Annotated in this window: 21 protein-coding genes and 1 tRNA gene; 13 read left to right on the plus strand and 9 right to left on the minus strand. The window is 65.7% G+C overall.

The genetic code is table 11. The annotated features are described in order from the left end of the window. The 4 genes from QM682_RS13250 to QM682_RS13265 all read right to left on the minus strand — a co-directional run. Positions 1–308: type II toxin-antitoxin system ParD family antitoxin (locus QM682_RS13250; RefSeq protein ID WP_415130497.1), on the minus strand; the 308-nt coding region annotated here is incomplete at its 3' end. A gap of 98 nt (positions 309–406) precedes the next feature. Then, positions 407–1,555: a plasmid recombination protein gene (locus tag QM682_RS13255; protein WP_415130499.1), complete on the minus strand. Its 1,149-nt coding sequence runs from the start codon at positions 1,553–1,555 to the stop codon at positions 407–409. Next, a complete protein-coding gene (locus tag QM682_RS13260) occupies positions 1,548–2,402 on the minus strand; it encodes a hypothetical protein (protein WP_415130501.1) in 855 nt (284 codons plus the stop codon). The genes QM682_RS13255 and QM682_RS13260 overlap by 8 nt, the downstream gene beginning before the upstream one ends. A 229-nt stretch (positions 2,403–2,631) precedes the next feature. Then, positions 2,632–2,715 (minus strand) — tRNA-Tyr (locus tag QM682_RS13265). Between the two features lie 173 nt (positions 2,716–2,888). Between QM682_RS13265 and rlmB the strand changes: the two genes are divergently transcribed. The 3 genes from rlmB (at position 2,889) to QM682_RS13280 (ending at position 4,964) form a co-directional block, all read left to right on the plus strand. Continuing rightward, on the plus strand, positions 2,889–3,686 hold the full coding sequence (rlmB, locus tag QM682_RS13270) for a 23S rRNA (guanosine(2251)-2'-O)-methyltransferase RlmB (RefSeq protein ID WP_415130503.1): 798 nt from the start codon (positions 2,889–2,891) through the stop codon (positions 3,684–3,686). Between the two features lie 226 nt (positions 3,687–3,912). Further along, the gene (locus QM682_RS13275; RefSeq protein ID WP_415130505.1) at positions 3,913–4,326 is read left to right on the plus strand and encodes a YHS domain-containing (seleno)protein; all 414 of its coding nucleotides are present in this window, start codon (positions 3,913–3,915) and stop codon (positions 4,324–4,326) included. A gap of 185 nt (positions 4,327–4,511) precedes the next feature. Continuing rightward, positions 4,512–4,964 carry a CoA-binding protein gene (locus QM682_RS13280; RefSeq protein ID WP_415130507.1) on the plus strand — a complete coding sequence of 151 codons (453 nt, stop codon included), beginning with the start codon at positions 4,512–4,514 and terminating at the stop codon, positions 4,962–4,964. Positions 4,965–5,031: 67 nt separating this feature from the next. Here the strand turns inward: QM682_RS13280 and QM682_RS13285 are convergent, their stop codons facing one another. After that, positions 5,032–6,051 (minus strand): ribose-phosphate pyrophosphokinase, encoded by a 1,020-nt coding sequence (locus tag QM682_RS13285; protein ID WP_415130509.1) that lies wholly within the window; start codon positions 6,049–6,051, stop codon positions 5,032–5,034. A gap of 77 nt (positions 6,052–6,128) precedes the next feature. Between QM682_RS13285 and QM682_RS13290 the strand changes: the two genes are divergently transcribed. Both QM682_RS13290 and QM682_RS13295 read left to right on the plus strand, forming a co-directional pair. Then, positions 6,129–6,728, plus strand: coding sequence for a 2-hydroxychromene-2-carboxylate isomerase (locus QM682_RS13290; protein WP_415130511.1), 600 nt, complete (start codon positions 6,129–6,131; stop codon positions 6,726–6,728). Then, on the plus strand, positions 6,725–7,495 hold the full coding sequence (locus QM682_RS13295; RefSeq protein ID WP_415130513.1) for an alpha/beta fold hydrolase: 771 nt from the start codon (positions 6,725–6,727) through the stop codon (positions 7,493–7,495). The genes QM682_RS13290 and QM682_RS13295 overlap by 4 nt, the downstream gene beginning before the upstream one ends. Before the next feature lie 90 nt (positions 7,496–7,585). Here the strand turns inward: QM682_RS13295 and QM682_RS13300 are convergent, their stop codons facing one another. The 4 genes from QM682_RS13300 to hisB all read right to left on the minus strand — a co-directional run bounded on the left by QM682_RS13300 (position 7,586) and on the right by hisB (position 10,225). After that, entirely contained in the window at positions 7,586–7,735 is a 150-nt protein-coding gene (locus QM682_RS13300) for a hypothetical protein (protein ID WP_415130515.1), read from the minus strand. Between the two features lie 59 nt (positions 7,736–7,794). Beyond that, positions 7,795–8,403 (minus strand): hypothetical protein, encoded by a 609-nt coding sequence (locus QM682_RS13305; RefSeq protein WP_415130517.1) that lies wholly within the window; start codon positions 8,401–8,403, stop codon positions 7,795–7,797. Positions 8,404–8,996: 593 nt separating this feature from the next. Beyond that, entirely contained in the window at positions 8,997–9,638 is a 642-nt protein-coding gene (gene hisH, locus QM682_RS13310; RefSeq protein WP_415130519.1) for an imidazole glycerol phosphate synthase subunit HisH, read from the minus strand. Then, positions 9,638–10,225 (minus strand): imidazoleglycerol-phosphate dehydratase HisB, encoded by a 588-nt coding sequence (gene hisB, locus QM682_RS13315; RefSeq protein WP_415130521.1) that lies wholly within the window; start codon positions 10,223–10,225, stop codon positions 9,638–9,640. Before hisB ends, hisH begins: the two co-directional genes overlap by 1 nt. A gap of 243 nt (positions 10,226–10,468) precedes the next feature. Here hisB and QM682_RS13320 point away from each other — a divergent pair, with 243 nt between their 5' ends. The 8 genes from QM682_RS13320 (at position 10,469) to carB (ending at position 20,068) form a co-directional block, all read left to right on the plus strand. Continuing rightward, positions 10,469–11,002 (plus strand): hypothetical protein, encoded by a 534-nt coding sequence (locus QM682_RS13320; RefSeq protein ID WP_415130523.1) that lies wholly within the window; start codon positions 10,469–10,471, stop codon positions 11,000–11,002. 3 nt (positions 11,003–11,005) lie between these two features. Continuing rightward, the gene (zapA, locus tag QM682_RS13325; RefSeq protein WP_415130525.1) at positions 11,006–11,368 is read left to right on the plus strand and encodes a cell division protein ZapA; all 363 of its coding nucleotides are present in this window, start codon (positions 11,006–11,008) and stop codon (positions 11,366–11,368) included. A gap of 399 nt (positions 11,369–11,767) precedes the next feature. Next, positions 11,768–12,913, plus strand: coding sequence for a sulfate ABC transporter substrate-binding protein (locus QM682_RS13330; RefSeq protein WP_415130527.1), 1,146 nt, complete (start codon positions 11,768–11,770; stop codon positions 12,911–12,913). Positions 12,914–12,916: 3 nt separating this feature from the next. After that, a complete protein-coding gene (gene cysT, locus QM682_RS13335; RefSeq protein ID WP_415130529.1) occupies positions 12,917–13,756 on the plus strand; it encodes a sulfate ABC transporter permease subunit CysT in 840 nt (279 codons plus the stop codon). Continuing rightward, positions 13,749–14,666, plus strand: coding sequence for a sulfate ABC transporter permease subunit CysW (cysW, locus tag QM682_RS13340; protein WP_415130531.1), 918 nt, complete (start codon positions 13,749–13,751; stop codon positions 14,664–14,666). Before cysT ends, cysW begins: the two co-directional genes overlap by 8 nt. 19 nt (positions 14,667–14,685) lie before the next feature. Beyond that, positions 14,686–15,405: a sulfate/molybdate ABC transporter ATP-binding protein gene (locus QM682_RS13345; RefSeq protein WP_415130533.1), complete on the plus strand. Its 720-nt coding sequence runs from the start codon at positions 14,686–14,688 to the stop codon at positions 15,403–15,405. Positions 15,406–15,622: 217 nt separating this feature from the next. After that, positions 15,623–16,588 (plus strand): M10 family metallopeptidase C-terminal domain-containing protein, encoded by a 966-nt coding sequence (locus tag QM682_RS13350; RefSeq protein ID WP_415130535.1) that lies wholly within the window; start codon positions 15,623–15,625, stop codon positions 16,586–16,588. Positions 16,589–16,735: 147 nt separating this feature from the next. Further along, complete coding sequence (carB, locus tag QM682_RS13355; RefSeq protein ID WP_415130537.1) at positions 16,736–20,068, plus strand: carbamoyl-phosphate synthase large subunit; 3,333 nt, start codon at positions 16,736–16,738, stop codon at positions 20,066–20,068. Positions 20,069–20,076 lie beyond the last annotated feature (8 nt).

Below are 20,076 nucleotides of genomic sequence, written 5' to 3' on the forward strand. Positions count from 1 at the left end.
TCGCTGGCCGAGCCATAGCGGCCGCCCTTCACCTGCGCGTCGATGAAGCTGACGAAGTGGTCGCCGAGCGAAACCGAAGTGTTGCGGGACATGCAGACCTCCTGTGCATCGATACCGGATATTACCAAGAAATCGTATCGGACGCAATCGCCTGCCCTCCGCCGGATGCGCATATTGGCATAAGCGCATGCTGTCATATGCCCCTCTGCGATGAAGCGTCTGGTCGAGAGGCTCGCGGATTCGTCAGCGCTTGCACCGCCCGCGCCTGATCCAGCCGTGCCCGCGCCTCGCCGGTGAAGGATTGCCATGCCGGCGAGGCCTCGATGACTCCGGCCAGGGTCGAGGCTGTGTAAGTCGTATCAAACGCCTGCTTCGCCCCTTGCGCCACATAGGTCACGGTTTCCGGTCATTTCAGCCAGCGCGGACTGGCACCGGCGAGGCTATTGACCCAACCCGCGACCCCGCGCAGGAAGCCGGAGAGCCCTTCGAGCAACCCCCGTCCTGCCGGCGGTTGGCGCAGGGCCTCCAATCCGTCGCTGAGCACCGGTGCCAGCGCGAGGGACATCTCGCGGTTGCGATCCGCATCGTGGTTCGCCCAGCTGCCCATCTGTCCGGAGGTCTCCAGCCGCTCCAGCAGCACCGGGTCGGGATCGACCTGCCGGATGGCGGCGATCAGCCCGCCGGTGGCGATGGCATGCATCGTCTCGGCCTCCTGAAGCCGGCTGGCGACCGTGTCCTGCATGACTAAGTCGTGGCGGCGCACTTCCTCGTCGGCAAGGCGACGGGCTTCTGCGGCGCGCAAGATGGCAATCTCCGCCTCCTTCTGCGCCTTCAGCCGCTCCTGCTCGGCCTTCCACGCAGCCCGGTCCAGACGGCGGCGGCGCGGCCCCGTCCGGGCCTGCCCATGCTTCGCGCCAACCTCGGCGTGATAGCGGTCCTGCCAGCCGCGCATCGCCTGCTTGTAGCTGCGCGACGGCGAGCCGGACCAGCCGTGATCCTTGTGCCGGTCCTGCTCGCGATGGCCCTCATGGCAGCGCTTGGCGTCCATGCGCATATTGTCATCGGCACAGAGGGGCACGGCCAGCACATGCACATGCGGGTGGGCTTCATCGAGATGTTCAACGATGCTAAGCACCTCGGCCCCGTTGCGGGCCGCATCGTCCCTAGCGAAGGCGATCACGTCCCGGCGCCAGCGCAGATACTCGGCCTGGTCCATGTCCTCCACCGGATCGGGAAAACTGAACACGCTGCCGATTAGCACGTGGGTATCGACGCGGATGCCGCGCAAATCGTCCTTGCGATCCGGCTGCTCCTTGCGCAACCGCCGCAGTAGCTTGTTCTGCTCCGTGATACGCTGCTCGATCAGCGCGACCACCTCCGAGGGCCGGATGCCTTCGAGGATGTTGGGCGGTTGCGGGCTTGCGACATGCGGACAGGCCCCGTCCAGCCGCTCGGCCTCATCCGCGATGTCGCTGACCGACCTGCTCTTGCTGTTGCCCTTGCGAGAATAGGTTTGCTTATGCGCGAAGATCGACTTTCCAAAGCGGTCAGACATGGCGACCATCCGGCCCAAAGCCTGCCTTCGCTGCTTCGGCCGCACTCACCAGCCCGAGAGTGACCGCATCATAGACCTGCCGAGCGGAGAGGTGACGGCACATCCCGTGCCGGGCTTTGATCCAGTCAGCGGCCTTTGAAAGGGACGCCGCCGCGAGTTTGGCGTTGGTGGCATCCTGAGCGCGCAAGGTCGCGACATAGGGGCGCCATCTGCCAAGACGGAACCAGTTGTCCGAGAAACTGACCTTTGATCGGGTAAAGCCGGCGCTGTCCTTCGCATAGGCCCTGACTGCGGCCAGCAGGACCGCTGCATCGACCTCATCCAGTGCTTCCGAGATCCAGCGTTCGCAGGAGGGCTGATCCCGCCGCCTGTCCTCTGGATAAGCAGACCAGGTTTCTTCCACCTCCCGCGCACCTGCGCGCGTAGGTGGTTTATGGATGGTTTCAGGATGGTTTGGGGTCCGCTGTGGACGGGGTACCGGGTCCGCTACGGACCCTGTTCCGGGTTCACGGAAGACCCCGTCCTCTGTGGACCCCGTCTCGTCTTCCGGCTCCGCAATGCGCTCCAATGTGCGGACAGCGGCGAGCGAGATGCGATAGACGATGGTGAAACCGTTCTTGCAGGCGCGGCGGCCGGTCTCGATCAGGATGCCTTCGCTCAGGAACTCGTTGATCGTGCGCTTGACGGTGGTTTCGCCAAGCTCGGTGTGCCGCTGAATCGTGCCCTTGGAACACCAGATGCCCGAGCCATCGTCACTGGCCTTGTCAGCCAGAAACATGATGATCTGCTTTCGGACCGGACTGCCGAAGCGCCGTGCGGCGCAAAGGTTCGCAACCTTCCAGCTCATGCCACACCTCCCAACGGGGTTGCGCGGCGAGGCGCTGTGACATATTCTTTTGTCAGAAGACCTTCGATAGCGCCGTCGGATGGAGTGCCAGCTCCTCCGGCGGTTTTCTTTATGCAGGCGAGGCCCGGAGCTGCGGGACACCTGCGTCATAACCCATTGATTTGCATGCTGCCGCATTGCACGAATGCGGGACACCACTTCGTTGATTTTGTTTGGTTTTCAGAGGAAATGGTGGGCGACCCTGGAATCGAACCAGGCATGGGTCTCCCCGGCGGAGTTACAGTCCGCTGCCGCACCTTGCAGCACGTCGCCCGCCGAACGCCTCGGCGTGGGGGGGTGATTACCCGTCCCTTGCGGGGGCGTCAAGCGGAGTCGGGCGGAAAAAATTCGCGGGACCGTCTCCGGGACGAACGGCCGGGAAACTTGCATTCCCGAGCGTTTTCTGCGCAACCCAAAGCACGAGAGCGCCAAGCAAAAGCCGGGACCATGGCCGAGAAACCGCAGAAGACCAAGAAACCCACCTGGGTCATCGACAAGGAGCGCGCCCGGCGCGCCGCGGCGGCGGAAACCGTCTGGCTGTTCGGCCTGCATGCGGTGCGCGATGCGCTGTCCAACCCCGCGCGGGAAAAGCTGCGCCTGGTGGTGACGCAGAACGCGCTGGATCGGCTGGGGCCTCTGCCCCCGAACACCCAGCCCGAGATCACGGATGCGCGCAGCTTCGACAAGATCGTGCCGCTGCCACCGGAAAGCGTGCATCAGGGCGCGGCGCTTGAGGTGAAGCCGCTGAAATGGGGCAGGCTTGAGGATGTGGTGCTGTCGGGCGCGGGCCGGCCCCTGCTGGTGGCGCTGGACCGGGTGACGGACCCGCATAACGTGGGTGCGATCCTGCGCTCGGCCGAGGTGTTCGGGGCGCGGGCGGTGATCGCGCCCTCGCGCCATTCCGCGCCCGAGACCGGGGCGCTGGCCAAGACTGCATCGGGCGCGCTGGAGCGCCAGCCCTATCTGCGGGTCGGCAATCTGGCCGATACGCTGATCGAATTGCAGGCGATGGGCTATATCGTGATCGGTCTGGACGGCACCGGCACGCGGACGCTGCCCGAGGTGCTGGAGGCACTGCCTAACCGCGCCATCTGCCTGGTCTTGGGCGCCGAGGGGCCGGGGCTGCGCGAGCGCACGCGTGAAACCTGCGACCATGTCGCGCGGATCCCCTTCGCGGCGGATTTCGGCTCGCTCAACGTGTCGAACGCGGCGGCGGTGGGGCTTTATGCGGCTTCGCGGGGGTAGGCCGAGGGGGATTGCCCCCGTGTCCGGGCCGTGTCTGGCCCGTGCCGGGCGTCGGCGCAAAAGCGGCTTTCGCGGATGGCTTTCCGTGGCTCCAACCCAGATCCCCTCACGGCCGCGCGCGGAAAGATCACATCGCGGATAGAAAATTTTCGTCTCGGTTGAGATTCCGGGGGCGATTTGCCAGATGCTGGAAGACCGTCACAAAAACCGCCTCGCCGATCCACCCATGATTCGACTTGCCGCCCTTGCCCTTGGCCTTGCGCTTCCCGCGCAGGCGTTGCTTGCCCAGGACTGGGCGCTGGACGGGATGGACCCTGTCTCATATTCGGCCGAGGGCGCGGCGGTGCCGGGACGTTCGGACATCGTGACCATGTGGAAGGGCAAAGCCTGGCATTTCGCCAGCGAGCAGAACCGCAACGCCTTCGAGGCCAATCCGAAAGCCTTTGCCCCGGTCTGGGGCGGGCTTTGCGTGGTCGCGCTAAGCGAGGGGCGCTCCGAGCCCGGCAATCCGCGCTTCTTCGCCGTCCTGGGCCACAAGACCTATCTGATGCGCTCGGAGCAGGCACGGCAGCGTTTTCTGGCCGATCCAGACGCTATCCTTCGGCAGGCAAAGGCCGCCTGGAGCCGCTCACACAAATAAATCGCTCACATTCGCGCGATTGGTGTGGAACTTTTCAGCCACAGTTCTAGTTTATTAGGTGAACCTGAGCACGGAACGCTCTTGTTCAGATCACTGTCCCTCGTTCCGCGACTTGCGCCCGGCCGGACATCTGGACCGGGCGCTTTTTCTATGCCACTTTGCGTCCAGATCTTGGGGAGGATCAAATGACATCCGCCATCGCCCGCGACATCGGTTTTTCGCCAGTGGACGACGACATTGCCCGCATCGCGCGCGACACCCGCTGCGTGGCCATCGTGGGCCTGTCCCCGAACGAGGCGCGCCCCGCCTGGGGCGTCGCACGCTATCTGAAATCGCAGGGAATTCGCGTGATTCCGGTGAATCCGGGCCATGCCGGCCAGACCATCCTGGGCGAGTCGGCCTATGCCGACCTGGCCTCCATCCCGCGCGAGATCAAGGTGGACATGGTAGATATATTCCGCCGCGCCGAGGCCGTGGCGGGGATCATCGAGGAGGCCATCGACCAGCTACCCCATCTGCGCACGGTCTGGCTGCAACTGGGCATCAGCGACCCCGAATCAGCCGCCCGCGCCCGTGCCTGCGGACTGACCGTAATCGAGGATCGCTGCCCGAAGATCGAATTCCCGCGCTTTCTTTAAGCGGTCCGAAACGCAGATGCCCCGGCCCAATGGGACCGGGGCATGAAGTCCGGCGCGTGTCCGGGGATCAGAACGCGGTGTAAAGACCTTCGTAGATCGGGCCAAGCGTATCGACCTCGAACAGCGAACTGACCGAGGTGCCGTTCCAGATGTTCAGGATCGCCTGCGCGAACATCGGCGCGGTCGGCACGATGCGGATATTGGCGGCGGCTCTGACCGCCTCGGTCGGCTCGATGGAATCGGTGATGACCAGAGATTTCATCACCGAGTTCCGCACCCGCTCGACCGCCGGGCCGGAAAGGACGCCATGGGTGATATAGGCATGCGCCTCGGTCGCGCCATGCTGGATCAGCACCTCGGCGGCCTTGCAGAGCGTGCCGGCCGTGTCGCAGATGTCATCGACGATGATGCAACTCTTGCCCGCGACCTCGCCGATCACGGTCATCTCGGCGATTTCGCCCGGCTTCTCTCGGCGCTTGTCCACGATAGCCAGGGGCGCGTTGATCCGCTTGGCCAGTTCGCGCGCGCGCGCCACGCCCCCCACATCGGGCGAGACCACCATCAGATCCTGCATGCGGTCGCGGAAATGATGCCGGATGTCCAGCGCGAAGACCGGCGCAGCGTAGAGGTTGTCCACCGGGATGTCGAAAAAGCCCTGGATCTGCGTGGCATGCAGATCCAGCGTCAGCACCCGGTCGATGCCCGCCTCGGTCAGGATGTTCGCTACCAGCTTGGCGCTGATCGGCGTGCGGGCCTTGGCGCGGCGGTCCTGGCGGGCATAGCCGAAATAGGGGATCACGGCGGTGATGCGTGCGGCGGACGAACGCTTCAGCGCATCCGTCATGATCAGCAGTTCCATCAGGTTGTCATTCGCCGGGTTCGAGGTCGGCTGGATGATGAACATGTCCTCGCCCCGGACGTTCTCATAGACCTCGACGAAAATCTCCTGGTCGTTGAAACGCTCGACCCGCGCCTCGATGGGGGCGACGTTCATGCCGCGATGCATGGACATGCGGCGGGCGATGGCGTTGGCAAGCGGCCGATTGGCATTGCCCGCAATCAGCTTGGGTTCGGTCATGGCGGGCATGGCTGCTCCGTGGATTCGTGCGATTGCACCCCGCTTAGCACCGGGCTAGCCTGCCCGCAAACCCCGGAGTCCTGATCATGGCGCATATTGACTATTACCTCAGCACTCAGAGCCCCTATTGTTACCTCGGGGGCGACAGGCTGGAGCGGATCGCGGAAAAGCATGGCGCGACAATCACCTACAAGCCGCTGGATAGCTGGCAGCTTTTCGACCGGACCGGCGGCATCCGTCCCGCGAACCGCCATCCCAGCCGGATGGAATACCGCGATCAGGAACTGGCGCGCTGGTCGCGGCACCTGGACCTGCCGCTGCAACCGAAGCCGGCCTTCTTTCCGGTGAACACCGCCCCCTCCTCCTATGCGGTCATCGCGGCGCAGGCGGCGGGGGGCGGCGATACCGGCGCGCTGGTGCAAGGCATCCTGCGCGCCCTCTGGGCCGAGAACCGCGACATCGCCGATGATGCGGTGATCCGCGATTTGCTGACCCAGGCGGGCTTTGACGCGGGGCTGGCCGATTCCGGCCTGCTGCTTGGCGCCGAGACCTATGGCCGCAACCTGGAACAGGCGGTGGCGGACGGGGCCTTCGGCGTGCCCTTCTATATTCTGCGCGAGACGGGGCAGAAATTCTGGGGTCAGGACAGACTGGACTTCCTGGACCGGCATCTGGCCAGCCTGTGAGCGCGCTGCATCTTCGGCAATGGCCCGGCGCCGAGGGCCGTCCCGCCCTGGCGCTGCATTGCATGATGGGCAATGCCAGCTATTGGGGGCCGGTCGCGGGCAAGCTGCGCGATCTGGTTCAGGTCGCGGCCCCCGATCTGCCGGGCCATGGCGCCAGCCCCGACTGGACGGGCGAGCCTGCCGATTATCACAGCCATGTGACCCGGCTGGTCGCGCCGTTGATCACCCGGCCGTTGGACCTGATCGGTCATAGCCTGGGCGCGACCGTCGCGCTGCGCATCGCGGTCGCCGCTCCCGAGGCCGTGCGCAGCCTGACCCTGATTGAGCCGGTCCTGTTCGCGGCCGCCCCCGATCCACGCAACGACGAGATCATGGACGGGATCGAGGCGCTGGCCCGGACAGGCCGGAAGGATGAGGCCGCGCGGCGTTTCATCTCGATCTGGGGCGGCGTTCCCTGGGAGCGGCAGAGCGAGGCCGGGCAGGCGCGGCTGGCGCGACAGATCGACATGGTGATCGCGGGGAATGACGCGCTGATGCGGGACAGCGCCAATATCCTGCGGCCGGGCGGGCTTGAGGGGATCGACGCGCCGGTGATGATCCTGATGGGCGGCAATTCCCCCGCCGCGATCCCCGCCATCGCCCAGGCCCTGGCCGCGCGGTTGCCCGATGTCGGACGCGCCACCCTGCCCGATGCCGGGCATATGCTGCCGATCACCCATCCCGCCCAAGTCGCGGAACTGATCCGGCTTAACCTGGAACGGGCCTGATAATCCTGAAAACCGCTGGCATGCAGGACCGCCCCGTGTTTGCCGGAGAGTAGAGCACTCAAAGGATGAGCCCTATGACGAAGCAAAGGTTCACCGCCTACAAGGCGATTGCACCGAAGCTTGGCTGTTCCGGGCAGCCTGCGCGTCTGGCGTCGGCAGGCCGAACGTGACGCCGGGCAGCGCGGCGGCCTGACGAGCGCCGAGAAGGATCGGATAATGATCGTGTTCCCCGACGATCATCGTGGCGTCCTTGCCGTCGGGCCGATCCGCCGGGTTCTGGGGATCGCGCCATCGACGCCCTACAGCTTCAAGGCCGTGGAGCGTGATCCCGATGGCGCGCTTCCAGCCGCGGTGTCTTGTCCGAGGCAACATGTGTCAGGCAAAGCCCGGCGCCGGTTGCCGAGGGCGTATCCAGCGAAAGGTGAAACCCGGCGATGCACCGGCTGAAAACGTCGATGGCGGCCGTCAGATAGGGCCGTCAGATAGGGCCGGCCAATCGGCAACCGTCCGACGGGATCGACCATAATAAGACAGATCGGGGCTGGCAGCAGGGCCTTGATGCGCCGGCGGACCGTGTTTGCAGAAGAAGCCGGTTGCCCGCTGGCCGCAAACCGCCGTCGCACCTCACGAACGACATCGGCGGCGTTTCTCTTTTGCGAGGTCAGATAAACGCCCTCGATGATGCCGGTCATCAGTTCTTCGGCCGGATGCGCCAGACGGATCCGGCCGCGACCACCCCGGCCATCCTTCGGCAGGAGCGCACTGACCGCGCCGCCGGCCTCCCTCATGCGCCGCACCAGCGTATAGACGTGACGCTCCGATCCCAAGCTCCCGTGCGGCCGACCGGATTCAGCGCGGCGTCGAGCCTCTATCCACTGCGTCTCCGAAATCGTCGCCAAATCCACCATGCCGGGTCCAAATCCGCACGATGCTGAAGCTATATCTGGAAATGCAGACCGATCCTCTGTGCAATCCGGGCGCTGCTGAAGCGAAGTGTGGCACCGCGCTTCCTGCAAAATCAAAGGTCTTTTGCTGAAGTCATTTGTGGGAAATGGCAACGTGATCGGCCCTCATGCGAGCATTGGGCGGCGCGGGAGCGGGCCGGCACCGTCGGCGAACAGCATGAGGCGCGACAGGAAAAGGAAGGCGACCAGCCCATCGAGCCAGGTTATCGAATAGGCCGACAAAGCCAGCATGCCGCAGCCGATACCGGCAACACGGTCTCGATCCCATTGCGGGATCTCCCGCCTGGATTGCAGGGTTTCTCCGCTTTTTCAACGTGCTCTCTAATCCGTCAGCATCATGATCCGCCGATTTTCGGCACGCGGCCTGCCGTGACGCCTGGGAAAGAAGGACTCGGGACGCGCCATCCACATCTTTGCCAGCCGACAGGATCGCTCATGCGTCGGCCTGCTTGCGGCGGCTGAATCACGCTGATCGCTCAAGGAAATGGATCCCGAGCCCGGTGGCGACGCAGGGGCAAAGCCCCCGTCACTGCCGCTCAGGGACGCCAGCGCAGGAAATTTGCGATGATGCGAAGGCCCACGGATTGCGACTTCTCGGGGTGGAACTGGGTGCCCAGGATATTGTCGCGCCCGACCACCGCCGTGACCGGGCCGCCGTAATCGACCCGCGCCAGCAGATGCGCGGGATCGGCTACGCGGAACTGCCAGCTATGCACGAAATAGGCGTGATCGCCCGAATTGACCCCCTCCAGCACCGGATGGCCGCCCAGCACCTGAAGGTCGTTCCAGCCCATATGCGGCACTTTCAGGCCCGGATTTGCCTCGCGCGCGGCGATGGCGTCGATCTCTCCGCCGATCCAGCCCAGCCCCTCGGTGTCGCGATATTCATGGCCCAGATCGGCCAGCATCTGCATGCCGACGCAGATGCCCATGAAGGGGGCGCCGCGATCCAGGACCGCCTCGCGCAGCGCCTCGACCATGCCGGGCACGGCTTCCAGCGCGGCCTTGCAGGCCGGAAAGGCGCCATCGCCGGGCAGCACGATCCGATCCGCCGCCAGCACCGCCGCCGGGTCCGAGGTCACGACCACCTCGGCGCCGACCTCGCGGCCCATCAGCGCGAATGCCTTCTCTGCCGAATGCAGGTTGCCGCTGTCGTAATCGACCAGGGCCACCCGCATCAGAGCGCCCCCTTGGTCGAGGGCAGCACGCCCGCCATGCGCGGATCGTGCTCGACCGCTTCGCGCAGCGCGCGGGCGACGGCCTTGAAGGCGGCCTCGGCGATGTGATGGCTGTTGAAGCCGTGGATGCGGTCCACATGCAGCGTCACCCCGCCATGGGTGGCGAGCGCCTGGAAGAATTCACGCACAAGCTGGGTGTCGAATGTCCCGATCTTCTCGGTCGGGAAATCGACGTTCCAGATCAGATAGGCGCGGCCCGACAGATCCAGCGCCGCCGCGACCTGTGCATCGTCCATGGCCAGGTGAAAGCGGCCATAGCGGCGGATGCCCTTCTTGTCGCCCAGGGCCTTGACCAGCGCCTGACCCAGCGCGATGCCGGTATCCTCGACCGTGTGATGGTCGTCGACATGCAGGTCGCCCTTGGCCCGGATGGTCAGGTCGATCAGCGAATGGCGTGAGAGCTGGTCCAGCATATGGTCGAAAAAACCGACGCCGGTCGCGTTCTGATAACGCCCGGTCCCGTCCAGGTTCAGGTCCAACTCGATCGAGGTCTCGGCCGTCTGGCGGCTGATGGTGGCGCGGCGCATCTCGTCTCCTCAGGGCAGGCTCGCCCGCCTTATAGGGGCGGGTCCATGATCTGGAAAGTCGGATCTGGAAAAGCGCCAGCCGGGCCGCGCATGGCGCCGGCGCGCACAAGAAACCGCCGCAGGAGTGCCGAAAGCCCCGCCTGTTCTTGTCATACGCGCCGGGCGATGCCAAAAAGTCACAAGCGTGCAGCCTGAATCTGTGCATATTTGCCGAACGACCAGCTACCAAAAGGATCCTGGCCGATGAAAGACGACCTGAACGCCAGCGAAAAGCGGTTGATCGCCGCGCTTGATCGCATCGACAACTTTATTGACCGCGCCACCCGCCCGCCCGAAGGCGATGCGCCTGCCGCGCTTCGGGCCGAGAACCAGCGCCTGAACGCGGAACTGGCCGAATTGCGCGAGCGCGAGGCGAAGCTTCTGGCCGGGTTCGAGACGCGCCTGGCCGAGGCGAACGAGCGGCTGAACGCGGCGGGAGACGAGGCCGCCGCGCTTGCCGCCGCCAACGAAGCCCTGGCCGAGGCGAACCGCCAGTTGATCGCCGCCCAGGCGGGGCAGGGGGCCGAACCCGCCGCCTTGGCCGCGCATGAGGCCGAGATCGCCGCCTTGAAGGCCGCCCGCGCCGCCGAGATGGGCCAGATGGGCGATATCATCGATTCGCTCGACCGCATGTTGGCCCAGCCCGAGCCTGCGGGCCGCGCGCCGGTCCAGGTCGAGGCGCCGGTGTCCCCGGATCCGCGCGTCGATGCCACCGTCACCGCCGAGGAAAGGGACTGAACCATGGCTGTCGTCGAACTCTCGATCGGGCACAAGAGCTACTCTCTGACCTGTCAGGAAGGCGAGGAGCGGCTGCTGAGGCGTGCCGCCGTCCTGTTGGACACCGAGGCGCAGGCGATCCTGGGTCAGGCGGGCCGCATGCCCGAGCCGCGCCTGCTGCTGCTGGCAGGGCTGATGCTGGCCGACCGGACCTCGGGACTGGAGGACCGCGCCATCGCGGCCGAGCGCGAATTGGCGCGACTGAAGCAGAACCCGCCCCGCGTCGAGGTGCCGGTGGTGCCCGCAAGCCTGTCCGAGGCGATGGCCGAGCTTGCCGCCCGCGCCGAGGCGCTGGCCCAGAAGGCCGAGGAGAAACTGGCCGAGTAGGCCGCCGGCGGTCGCGCTGCCGGGATCGGGAAAACGGTGAAAGCCCAGGGCCGCGCTTCTACGAGAGGCGCGGTTTTTTCGTGCCGCGCGACTGGAGCGTCGCGGATATGCAAGCGCCGGATGCGCCGTCGCCGGGGTATTTGGGAAGCAAAGAAGGCCGAGCCGCGCGCTTCGGGGAGGGGCATCGGGCTGCTGCGAATCGGGGCGGTGCGGGGTTCGTGATCTGCGTATAAGCAGCGATAAATAAAGGAATTGTTCGCAAGTATCTGATAAAAGAGAAAATTAATCTCCATCGGAGAATTCGTCTTTTCTCTTGCTTTTATCTACTAGTCCTGTCGTAATTACGGAATTAACACTCGTGCCGCTTACCCGTGTTCCGGCCCCTAGAAGGAAGATCCGATGATCCGCACCATCCGCGTCAACGACAGCCAACTGGCCCATGGCCGCGTCATCCGCCGTCATTCGGGTGGCCGCATCACCATCCAGGATGGCATCAAGCGTATGACCGGCGTTCCGCTGCATCCGACCCTTCTGGACCGCCTTTTGCGGGGCGGTCTGGGTCGCGGCCTTGCGGTATTGGCGACGGTCGCGGGGCTGGGGCTGGCCGGGGGGCAGGCTTATGCCGAGAACAGCCTGCTGAACGTCAGCTACGACCCCACGCGTGAGCTTTACCGCGAAGTGAACGCGGCCTTTGCCAAGAAATGGGAGGCCGAGGGTCACAAGGCGCCGGTCGTCGAAAGCTCGCATGGTGGCTCGGGCGCGCAGGCGCGAGCGGTGATCGACGGGCTGAAGGCGCAGGTGGTGACGCTGGCCCTGGCCTCGGACATTGATCAGATCGCCGCCAAGGGCCTGCTGCCCGAGGATTGGCAGGGCCGGCTGCCGCACAACTCCTCGCCCTATACCTCGACCATCGTTTTCCTGGTGCGCGAGGGTAACCCGAAGGGGCTCAGCGACTGGGGCGATCTGGTCAAGGAGGGTGTCGAGGTGATCACCCCCAATCCCAAGACATCGGGCGGCGCGCGCTGGAACTATCTGGCCGCCTGGGCCTGGGCCGAAAAGAACGGCAAGGATCCCAAGGAATTCCTGCATGAGCTTTTCCAGCATGTGCCGGTGCTGGATTCCGGGGCGCGCGGCTCGACCACGACCTTTACCCAGCGCGGTATCGGCGACGTGCTGCTGGCCTGGGAGAACGAGGCTTATCTGGCATTGAACGAGCTGGGCGACGACCAGTTCGACATTGTGGTGCCCTCGGTTTCGATCCTGGCCGAACCGCCGGTGGCGCTGGTGGACAAGAACATCGCCGATGACGAGCAGAAGGCGCTGGCCGATGCCTATCTGAACTTTCTCTACAGCCCCGAAGGGCAGGCGCTGGCCTTCAAGAACTACTATCGTGCCTGGGATGCCAGCGCCGCCGATCCGGCCGATGTGGCACGGTTTCCCAAGCTGGATCTGGTGACCATCGCCGATTTCGGCGATTGGAAAAAGGCGCAGCCCGAGCATTTCGGCAATGGCGGCACCTTCGATCAGATCTATTCCGGGAAGTGAGCCATGGCCTTTGCGCTTCGCACCCAGAAATCCCCCATGCCCGGCTTTGGCCTGGGCATGGGCATCACGCTGACGATGCTTTCGTTGATCGTGCTGCTGCCCATCGGCGCGCTACTGGCCCAGGGTGCGCATTACGGCGCGGCTGGCATCTGGGAAACGGTGAACACGCCCCGCGTCTGGAGCGCGCTTTTCCTGTCCTTTCGCATCGCCTTCCTGGCCGCGCTGTTCAACCTGGTCTTCGGCACGCTTCTGGCCTGGGTGCTGACGCGCTATGAGTTTCCCGGCCGCCGCCTGGTCGACGCCATCGTGGATCTGCCCTTCGCGCTGCCGACCGCCGTGGCGGGGATCGCGCTGACCGCGCTTTACGCGCCGAACGGCGTGTTCGGCGGCGTCGCCAAGGCCCTGGGGCTGAAGATCGCCTATACCCAATGGGGCATCCTGATCGCCCTGATCTTCGTCGGCCTGCCCTTCGTCACCCGCACCGTCCAGCCCATCGTCGCCGAGATCGAGCGCGAGGTCGAAGAGGCCAGCGCAACGCTGGGCGCGGGGCGGCTTTACACCATGTATCGGGTGATCCTGCCCATGCTTGCCCCCGCCGCGCTGACCGGCTTCGCGCTGTCGCTGGCGCGGGCAGTGGGGGAATACGGCTCGGTCATCTTCATCGCCGGCAACCTGCCGATGAAGACCGAGATCGCGCCCCTGCTGATCGTCATCAAGCTTGAGGAATTCGACTATGACGGCGCCGCCGCCATCGGCATCGCCATGCTGGTCATCTCGTTCACCATGCTTCTGGTGATCAATCTTATCCAGATCTGGAGCCGCCGGAGGATCGGTCATGTTTGACAGCAGCTTGCCGGAACAACCCGTGCCGACCCCTAGTCCGACCCCGGCCGCAAGGCCCCGCGCCGGCGGCTGGCGCCCGGTGACCGAGGAAAGCGCGACCGTCCGCCGGCTGCTGATCGGGCTGGCCCTGGTCGGGCTGGCGCTTCTGGTCGTGGCGCCGCTGGCCGTGGTCTTCGCCGAGGCGCTGGCCAAGGGCGCGGGCGCGGCCATCGCCTCGCTCGCGCAGCCCGACGCGCGTTCGGCGGTGTGGCTGACGCTGCTGGTCGCGGTGATCGCGGTGCCGGTCAACGCGATCTTCGGCATCGCCGCCGCCTGGACCATCACCAAGTTCGACTTTCGCGGCAAGGCTTTCCTGATCACGCTGATCGACCTGCCGTTCTCCGTCTCTCCGGTGGTGGCGGGCCTGGCGCTGGTGCTGCTTTTCGGCACCAACAGCCTGATCGGCGGCTGGCTGGTCGCGGCGGGCTTCCCGATCATCTTCGCGCTGCCGGGAATCGTCCTGGCCTCGGTCTTCGTGACCTTCCCCTTCGTTGCCCGCGAGCTGATCCCGGTGATGATCGAGCAGGGCCGCGCCGAGGAAGAGGCCGCGCTGACGCTGGGCGCCTCGGGCTGGCGGGTGTTTCGCACCGTGACGCTGCCCAATATCAAATGGGCGCTGCTTTACGGCGTCCTGCTGTGCAATGCCCGCGCCATGGGCGAGTTCGGCGCCGTCGCGGTCGTGTCCGGCAAGATCCGAGGCCAGACCGCCACCATGCCGATCACCATCGAGATGATGTATAACGAATATCTTTCGGTCGCGGCCTTCAGCCTGGCCGCCGTGCTGGCGGCTCTGGCGCTGGTGACGCTGACCTTGAAGACCGGGTTGGAATGGCGCCATGCCGACCAGCTTGCCGCGACCCGCCGCCATTGATCCCGCAACGAGGTTCCCCATGCATATCGAGATCGACGAGATCGCCAAGGAGTTCGGTGCCACCACCGCGCTGCAACCCGTCAGCCTGTCCATCCCCTCGGGGGCGCTGGTGGCGCTGCTGGGGCCGTCCGGCTCGGGCAAGACCACGCTTCTGCGTATCCTTGGGGGGCTGGAATTCCCTTCCTCGGGGCGCGTGCTCTTCGACGGGCAGGACGCGACGGGCCTCTCGGTGCAAGAGCGCGGCGCAGGCTTCGTCTTCCAAAGCTACGCGTTGTTTCGGCACATGACCGTGTTCGAGAACATCGCCTACGGCCTGCGCGCCCGTCCGCGCGGCACCCGCCCCGCCGAGGGCGAGATCCAGCGCCGCGTCACCAAGCTTTTGGACCTGATCCAGCTTCCCCAGATCGCCAAGCGTTTCCCAAGCCAGCTTTCCGGCGGCCAGCGCCAGCGCGTGGCCTTGGCCCGCGCCCTGGCCATCGAGCCGCGCATGCTGCTGCTGGACGAGCCCTTCGGGGCGCTTGATGCCCGCGTGCGCAAGGAATTGCGCCAGGGCCTGCGCGAGATCCACGATACCACCGGCCTCACCAGCGTTTTCGTCACCCATGATCAGGATGAGGCGATGGAGCTGGCCGATCTGGTCGTCGTCATGTCCATGGGCCGGATCGAGCAGATCGGCCGCCCCCAGGACATCCGCGCCCGCCCCGCCACGCCCTTCGTCCGCCAGTTCATCGAGGCGTGAGAGCCGGTGCGACCGCGAAGGCTCCGCCCTTTGGCGGGGCCTTTTTGCTGGGGAAATCCCGGTGCCTGCGCGAAATCTGGTTAATCTGCTACTAATTGGACAGGTTGCCCGGCCGACCGTCTTCGATGCAAGACATGGTTGTGGGGGAATTCGTTCAGGGCGCCGCCCCCGCCGGCCGCGTCGCGCGGCCTAGCCCCTTTCGACAGGATTTTTAACCATGGCACGGGTTCAGACTTTCCTTCCCTTCGATCAGACCATCGTTGACTTCAATGCGCTTTACTGGGGCGATTCGACCTTTTACGACAATACCTCGCTGTCGCTGGCGGGCCGTGTCTATCAGGACGCCTCGGTCGTCACCTATGACGATGGCGAACTCTATTACCTGAATATCGTCGCCGGAAACGGCCTGCGCGCCAATGGCTGGGGCGAGGTGGTCTCGGGCAATATCACCGGGCTTTTCCAGGCGGTGGGACTAAGCTCCTCCAACTATTACGATCAGGTGTTCATGACCGGCATCTCGGTCTCGGGCGCCGAGTTCTATCGCGCGACCAGCACCCAGGGCAGCCAGGACGACCAGGCGCTGATCCGCAAGGCGCTGGCCGGAAACGACCGCTTCGACCTTGGCGATTACGATGACCGCGCCCAGGGCCATGGCGGCCATGACGCGATGTATGGCAATGGCGGCAACGACACGCTGGAAGGCGGCGCGGGCAAGGACAGCATCAGGGGCGGCGCCGGGCATGACCGGCTGTTCGGCGGCACCGGCGACGACCATCTGTGGGGCGGCGCGGGAAGCGACCGCCTTCATGGCGGCATCGGCAATGACTGGCAACACGGCGGGGCAGGGGCCGATGTCTTCGTCTTCAGCGATGTCGCCCAGCTTGGTCGCAACGTCGCCACGACCGATACCATCGCCGACTTCACCCGAGGCCAGGACAAGATCGACCTGTCGGGCATCGACGCCATGGCGGGGCAGTCCGGCAACCAGGCTTTCACCTTCATCGGCCGCAACGCCATCGGCACCTCGGCGCGGGGCGAGGTCTCGTTCCAGACCTACGACCGGGCGGGCACCGCGAATGACGTGACCGTGATCCGTATCGACACGGACGCCGACCGCGATGCCGAGGCGGTGATCCGCCTTGCCGGCATCCACGGCCTGACCGCCAGCGACTTCATCCTGTAGGGCCGCGCCGCGATCCCTGCCGGGGGTCGGCCTATGCGCCGGCCCCCGGCTTTTTTACCCCGCCTTGCCGCGCGGACCCTTGCGACTTCGCGGGTCATGGCTATAACCCCGGACGATTTACCTGCCGCCAGCCTTCGAGGGACCGCCATGCCGAAAAGAACCGATATCAAATCCATCCTGATCATCGGTGCCGGTCCCATCGTCATCGGGCAGGCATGCGAATTCGATTATTCCGGCGCCCAGGCCTGCAAGGCCCTGCGCGAAGAGGGCTATCGGGTCATCCTGGTCAACTCGAATCCCGCCACGATCATGACCGATCCCGAGATGGCCGATGCCACCTATATCGAGCCGATCACCCCCGAAATCGTCGAAAAGATCATCGCCAAGGAGCGGCCCGACGCGCTGTTGCCCACCATGGGCGGGCAGACCGGGCTGAACACGGCGCTGGCCCTGGCCGACATGGGCGTCCTGAACCGCTACGGGGTCGAGTTGATCGGCGCGCAGCGCGCCGCCATCGAGATGGCCGAGGACCGCAAGCTGTTCCGCGAGGCGATGGACCGCATCGGCCTGGAAAACCCGCGCGCCACCATCGTCGCGGCGCCGAAGCTGGCCAGCGGCAAATACGACATCCCGGCCGGCATCGCCCAGGCCCTGGCCGACCTTGAAGAGATCGGCCTGCCCGCGATCATCCGCCCCGCCTTTACCCTGGGCGGCACCGGCGGCGGCGTCGCCTATAACCGCGACGATTACGAACGCATCGTGCGGTCCGGGCTGGAAGCCTCGCCCGTGGCGCAGGTGCTGGTCGATGAATCCCTGCTGGGCTGGAAGGAATACGAATTCGAGGTGGTGCGCGACCGCGCCGACAACGCGATCATCGTCTGTTCCATCGAAAACGTCGATCCGATGGGCGTGCATACCGGCGACTCGATCACCGTCGCCCCCGCGCTGACCCTGACCGACCGCGAATACCAGCGCATGAGGAACGGTTCCATCGCGGTGCTGCGCGAGATCGGCGTCGAGACGGGCGGCTCGAACGTGCAATGGGCGGTCAACCCCAAGGACGGCCGCATGGTCGTGATCGAGATGAACCCGCGCGTCAGCCGCTCTTCGGCGCTGGCGTCCAAGGCCACGGGTTTCCCCATCGCCAAGATCGCGGCGAAGCTGGCCGTCGGCTATACGCTGGACGAGCTGGACAACGACATCACCCGCGTCACCCCCGCCAGCTTCGAGCCGTCCATAGATTATGTCGTGACCAAGATCCCCCGCTTTGCCTTCGAGAAGTTTCCGGGGTCGAAACCCGAACTGACCACGGCGATGAAATCCGTGGGCGAGGTGATGGCCATCGGCCGCAGCTTCCATGAATCGCTGCAAAAGGCGCTGACCTCGATGGAGAACGGGCTGACCGGCCTTGACGAGATCGAGATCCCCGGCGCGCCCGACAAGGCCGCCGTCATCAAGGCGATCAGCGCCCAGACCCCGGACCGGCTGCGGCTGATCGCCCAGGCCATGCGCCACGGCCTGACCAATGACGAGATCCAGCACGCCACCGCCTTCGATCCCTGGTTCCTCGACCGCCTGCGCGAGATCGTCGATGCCGAGAACGCCGTGCGCCAGAACGGCCTGCCGAAGGATGTCGAGGGGCTGCGCCGTCTCAAGATGATGGGCTTTACCGATGCGCGCCTGGCCGATCTGGCGCGCTCGACCGAAAAGACCGTCCGCGCCGCCCGCCGCGTGCTGGACCTGCACCCGGTCTTCAAGCGCATCGACACCTGCGCCGCCGAATTCGAGGCCCAGACCCCCTATATGTATTCCACCTATGAGGCCCCCGTCATGGGCGAGGTGGAAAACGAGGCCCGTCCCAGCGACCGCAAGAAGGTCGTGATCCTGGGCGGCGGCCCCAACCGCATCGGCCAGGGCATCGAGTTCGATTATTGCTGCTGCCACGCCTGTTTCGCGCTGACCAAGGCCGGCTACGAGACGATCATGGTCAACTGCAACCCCGAGACGGTCTCGACCGATTACGACACCTCGGACCGGCTTTATTTCGAGCCGCTGACGCTTGAGCATGTGCTGGAAATCCTGGCGGTCGAGCAGGAAAACGGCACCCTTCACGGCGTCATCGTCCAGTTCGGCGGCCAGACGCCCCTGAAGCTCGCCAATGCGCTGGAGGAGGAGGGCATCCCGATCCTGGGCACCACCCCCGATGCCATCGACCTGGCCGAGGACCGCGAGCGGTTCCAGAAGCTGCTCAACGATCTGGGCCTGAAGCAGCCGATCAACGGCATCGCCCGCTCGGATGCCGAGGCGCTTGAGATCGCCGCCCGCATCGGTTTCCCGCTGGTCATCCGCCCCTCTTATGTGCTGGGTGGCCGCGCGATGGAGATCGTGCGCGACATGGACCACCTGAACCGCTACATCCGCGAGGCGGTGAAGGTTTCGGGCGACAGCCCCGTGCTTCTGGACAGCTACCTGTCCGGCGCCATCGAGGTCGATGTGGACGCGCTGTCGGACGGCACGACCGTCCATGTCGCCGGCATCATGGAGCATATCGAGGAGGCCGGCGTCCATTCCGGCGACAGCGCCTGTTCGCTGCCGCCCCATACGCTGGATCCCGAAACCATCGCCGACCTCAAGCTTCAGACCGTGGCCATGGCCCGCGCGCTGAACGTCGTCGGGCTGATGAACGTGCAATTCGCGCTGAAGGACGGCGTGATCTATGTGCTTGAGGTCAATCCCCGCGCCTCGCGCACGGTGCCCTTCGTCGCCAAGGCCACCGACAGCGCCATCGCCAGCATCGCTGCGCGCCTGATGGCGGGCGAGCCGATGTCCGCCTTCCCCGCGCGCGCCCCCTATCCCGAGGGCGTCGGCCCCGAGACCCCGCTGCCCTTCGCCGATCCGCTGACGCTGGCCGATCCGAACACCCCCTGGTTTTCCGTCAAGGAGGCGGTGCTGCCCTTTGCCCGCTTCCCCGGCGTCGACACGCTGCTGGGGCCGGAAATGCGCTCGACCGGCGAGGTGATGGGCTGGGATCGCAGCTTTGCCCGCGCCTTCCTGAAGGCGCAGATGGGGGCGGGGACGCATCTGCCCGAAAGCGGCCAGGTCTTCGTCTCGGTCAAGGATGCCGACAAGTCCGAGGCGCTGGCCCAGGCCGCCCGCGACCTGGCCGAGATGGGCTTCACCCTGGTCGCCACCTCGGGCACCGCCGCCTTCCTGCGCGGTGCGGGGGTTCAGGCCGAACTGGTCAACAAGGTCTATGAAGGCCGCCCGAACATCGTGGACCGCCTGAAGAACGGCGGCATCGCCATGGTCCTGAACACGACCGAGGGCGCCCAGGCCATCGCCGACAGCCGCGACATCCGGGCGGTGGCGCTGAACGACAAGATCCCCTATTTCACCACGGCGGCGGGCAGCATCGCGGCCGTCGCGGCGATCAAGTCGCGGGGCGAGGGCGAGGTCGGCGTGCGGGCCTTGCAGGCGTAACACCCCTT

Source organism: Paracoccus sp. (in: a-proteobacteria) (genome assembly GCF_047605025.1).
Taxonomy (GTDB): domain Bacteria; phylum Pseudomonadota; class Alphaproteobacteria; order Rhodobacterales; family Rhodobacteraceae; genus Paracoccus.

Excerpts from the sequence above, each read along its gene's own strand:
- QM682_RS13255 (WP_415130499.1), bottom strand. The coding sequence starts at position 1,555 with ATGTCTGACCGCTTTGGAAAGTCGATCTTCGCGCATAAGCAAACCTAT.
- QM682_RS13260 (WP_415130501.1), bottom strand. The coding sequence starts at position 2,402 with ATGAGCTGGAAGGTTGCGAACCTTTGCGCCGCACGGCGCTTCGGCAGT.
- rlmB (WP_415130503.1), top strand. The coding sequence starts at position 2,889 with ATGGCCGAGAAACCGCAGAAGACCAAGAAACCCACCTGGGTCATCGAC.
- QM682_RS13275 (WP_415130505.1), top strand. The coding sequence starts at position 3,913 with ATGATTCGACTTGCCGCCCTTGCCCTTGGCCTTGCGCTTCCCGCGCAG.
- QM682_RS13280 (WP_415130507.1), top strand. The coding sequence starts at position 4,512 with ATGACATCCGCCATCGCCCGCGACATCGGTTTTTCGCCAGTGGACGAC.
- QM682_RS13285 (WP_415130509.1), bottom strand. The coding sequence starts at position 6,051 with ATGCCCGCCATGACCGAACCCAAGCTGATTGCGGGCAATGCCAATCGG.
- QM682_RS13290 (WP_415130511.1), top strand. The coding sequence starts at position 6,129 with ATGGCGCATATTGACTATTACCTCAGCACTCAGAGCCCCTATTGTTAC.
- QM682_RS13300 (WP_415130515.1), bottom strand. The coding sequence starts at position 7,735 with ATGATCGTCGGGGAACACGATCATTATCCGATCCTTCTCGGCGCTCGT.
- QM682_RS13305 (WP_415130517.1), bottom strand. The coding sequence starts at position 8,403 with ATGGTGGATTTGGCGACGATTTCGGAGACGCAGTGGATAGAGGCTCGA.
- hisH (WP_415130519.1), bottom strand. The coding sequence starts at position 9,638 with ATGCGGGTGGCCCTGGTCGATTACGACAGCGGCAACCTGCATTCGGCA.
- hisB (WP_415130521.1), bottom strand. The coding sequence starts at position 10,225 with ATGCGCCGCGCCACCATCAGCCGCCAGACGGCCGAGACCTCGATCGAG.
- QM682_RS13320 (WP_415130523.1), top strand. The coding sequence starts at position 10,469 with ATGAAAGACGACCTGAACGCCAGCGAAAAGCGGTTGATCGCCGCGCTT.
- zapA (WP_415130525.1), top strand. The coding sequence starts at position 11,006 with ATGGCTGTCGTCGAACTCTCGATCGGGCACAAGAGCTACTCTCTGACC.
- QM682_RS13330 (WP_415130527.1), top strand. The coding sequence starts at position 11,768 with ATGATCCGCACCATCCGCGTCAACGACAGCCAACTGGCCCATGGCCGC.
- cysT (WP_415130529.1), top strand. The coding sequence starts at position 12,917 with ATGGCCTTTGCGCTTCGCACCCAGAAATCCCCCATGCCCGGCTTTGGC.
- cysW (WP_415130531.1), top strand. The coding sequence starts at position 13,749 with ATGTTTGACAGCAGCTTGCCGGAACAACCCGTGCCGACCCCTAGTCCG.
- QM682_RS13345 (WP_415130533.1), top strand. The coding sequence starts at position 14,686 with ATGCATATCGAGATCGACGAGATCGCCAAGGAGTTCGGTGCCACCACC.
- QM682_RS13350 (WP_415130535.1), top strand. The coding sequence starts at position 15,623 with ATGGCACGGGTTCAGACTTTCCTTCCCTTCGATCAGACCATCGTTGAC.
- carB (WP_415130537.1), top strand. The coding sequence starts at position 16,736 with ATGCCGAAAAGAACCGATATCAAATCCATCCTGATCATCGGTGCCGGT.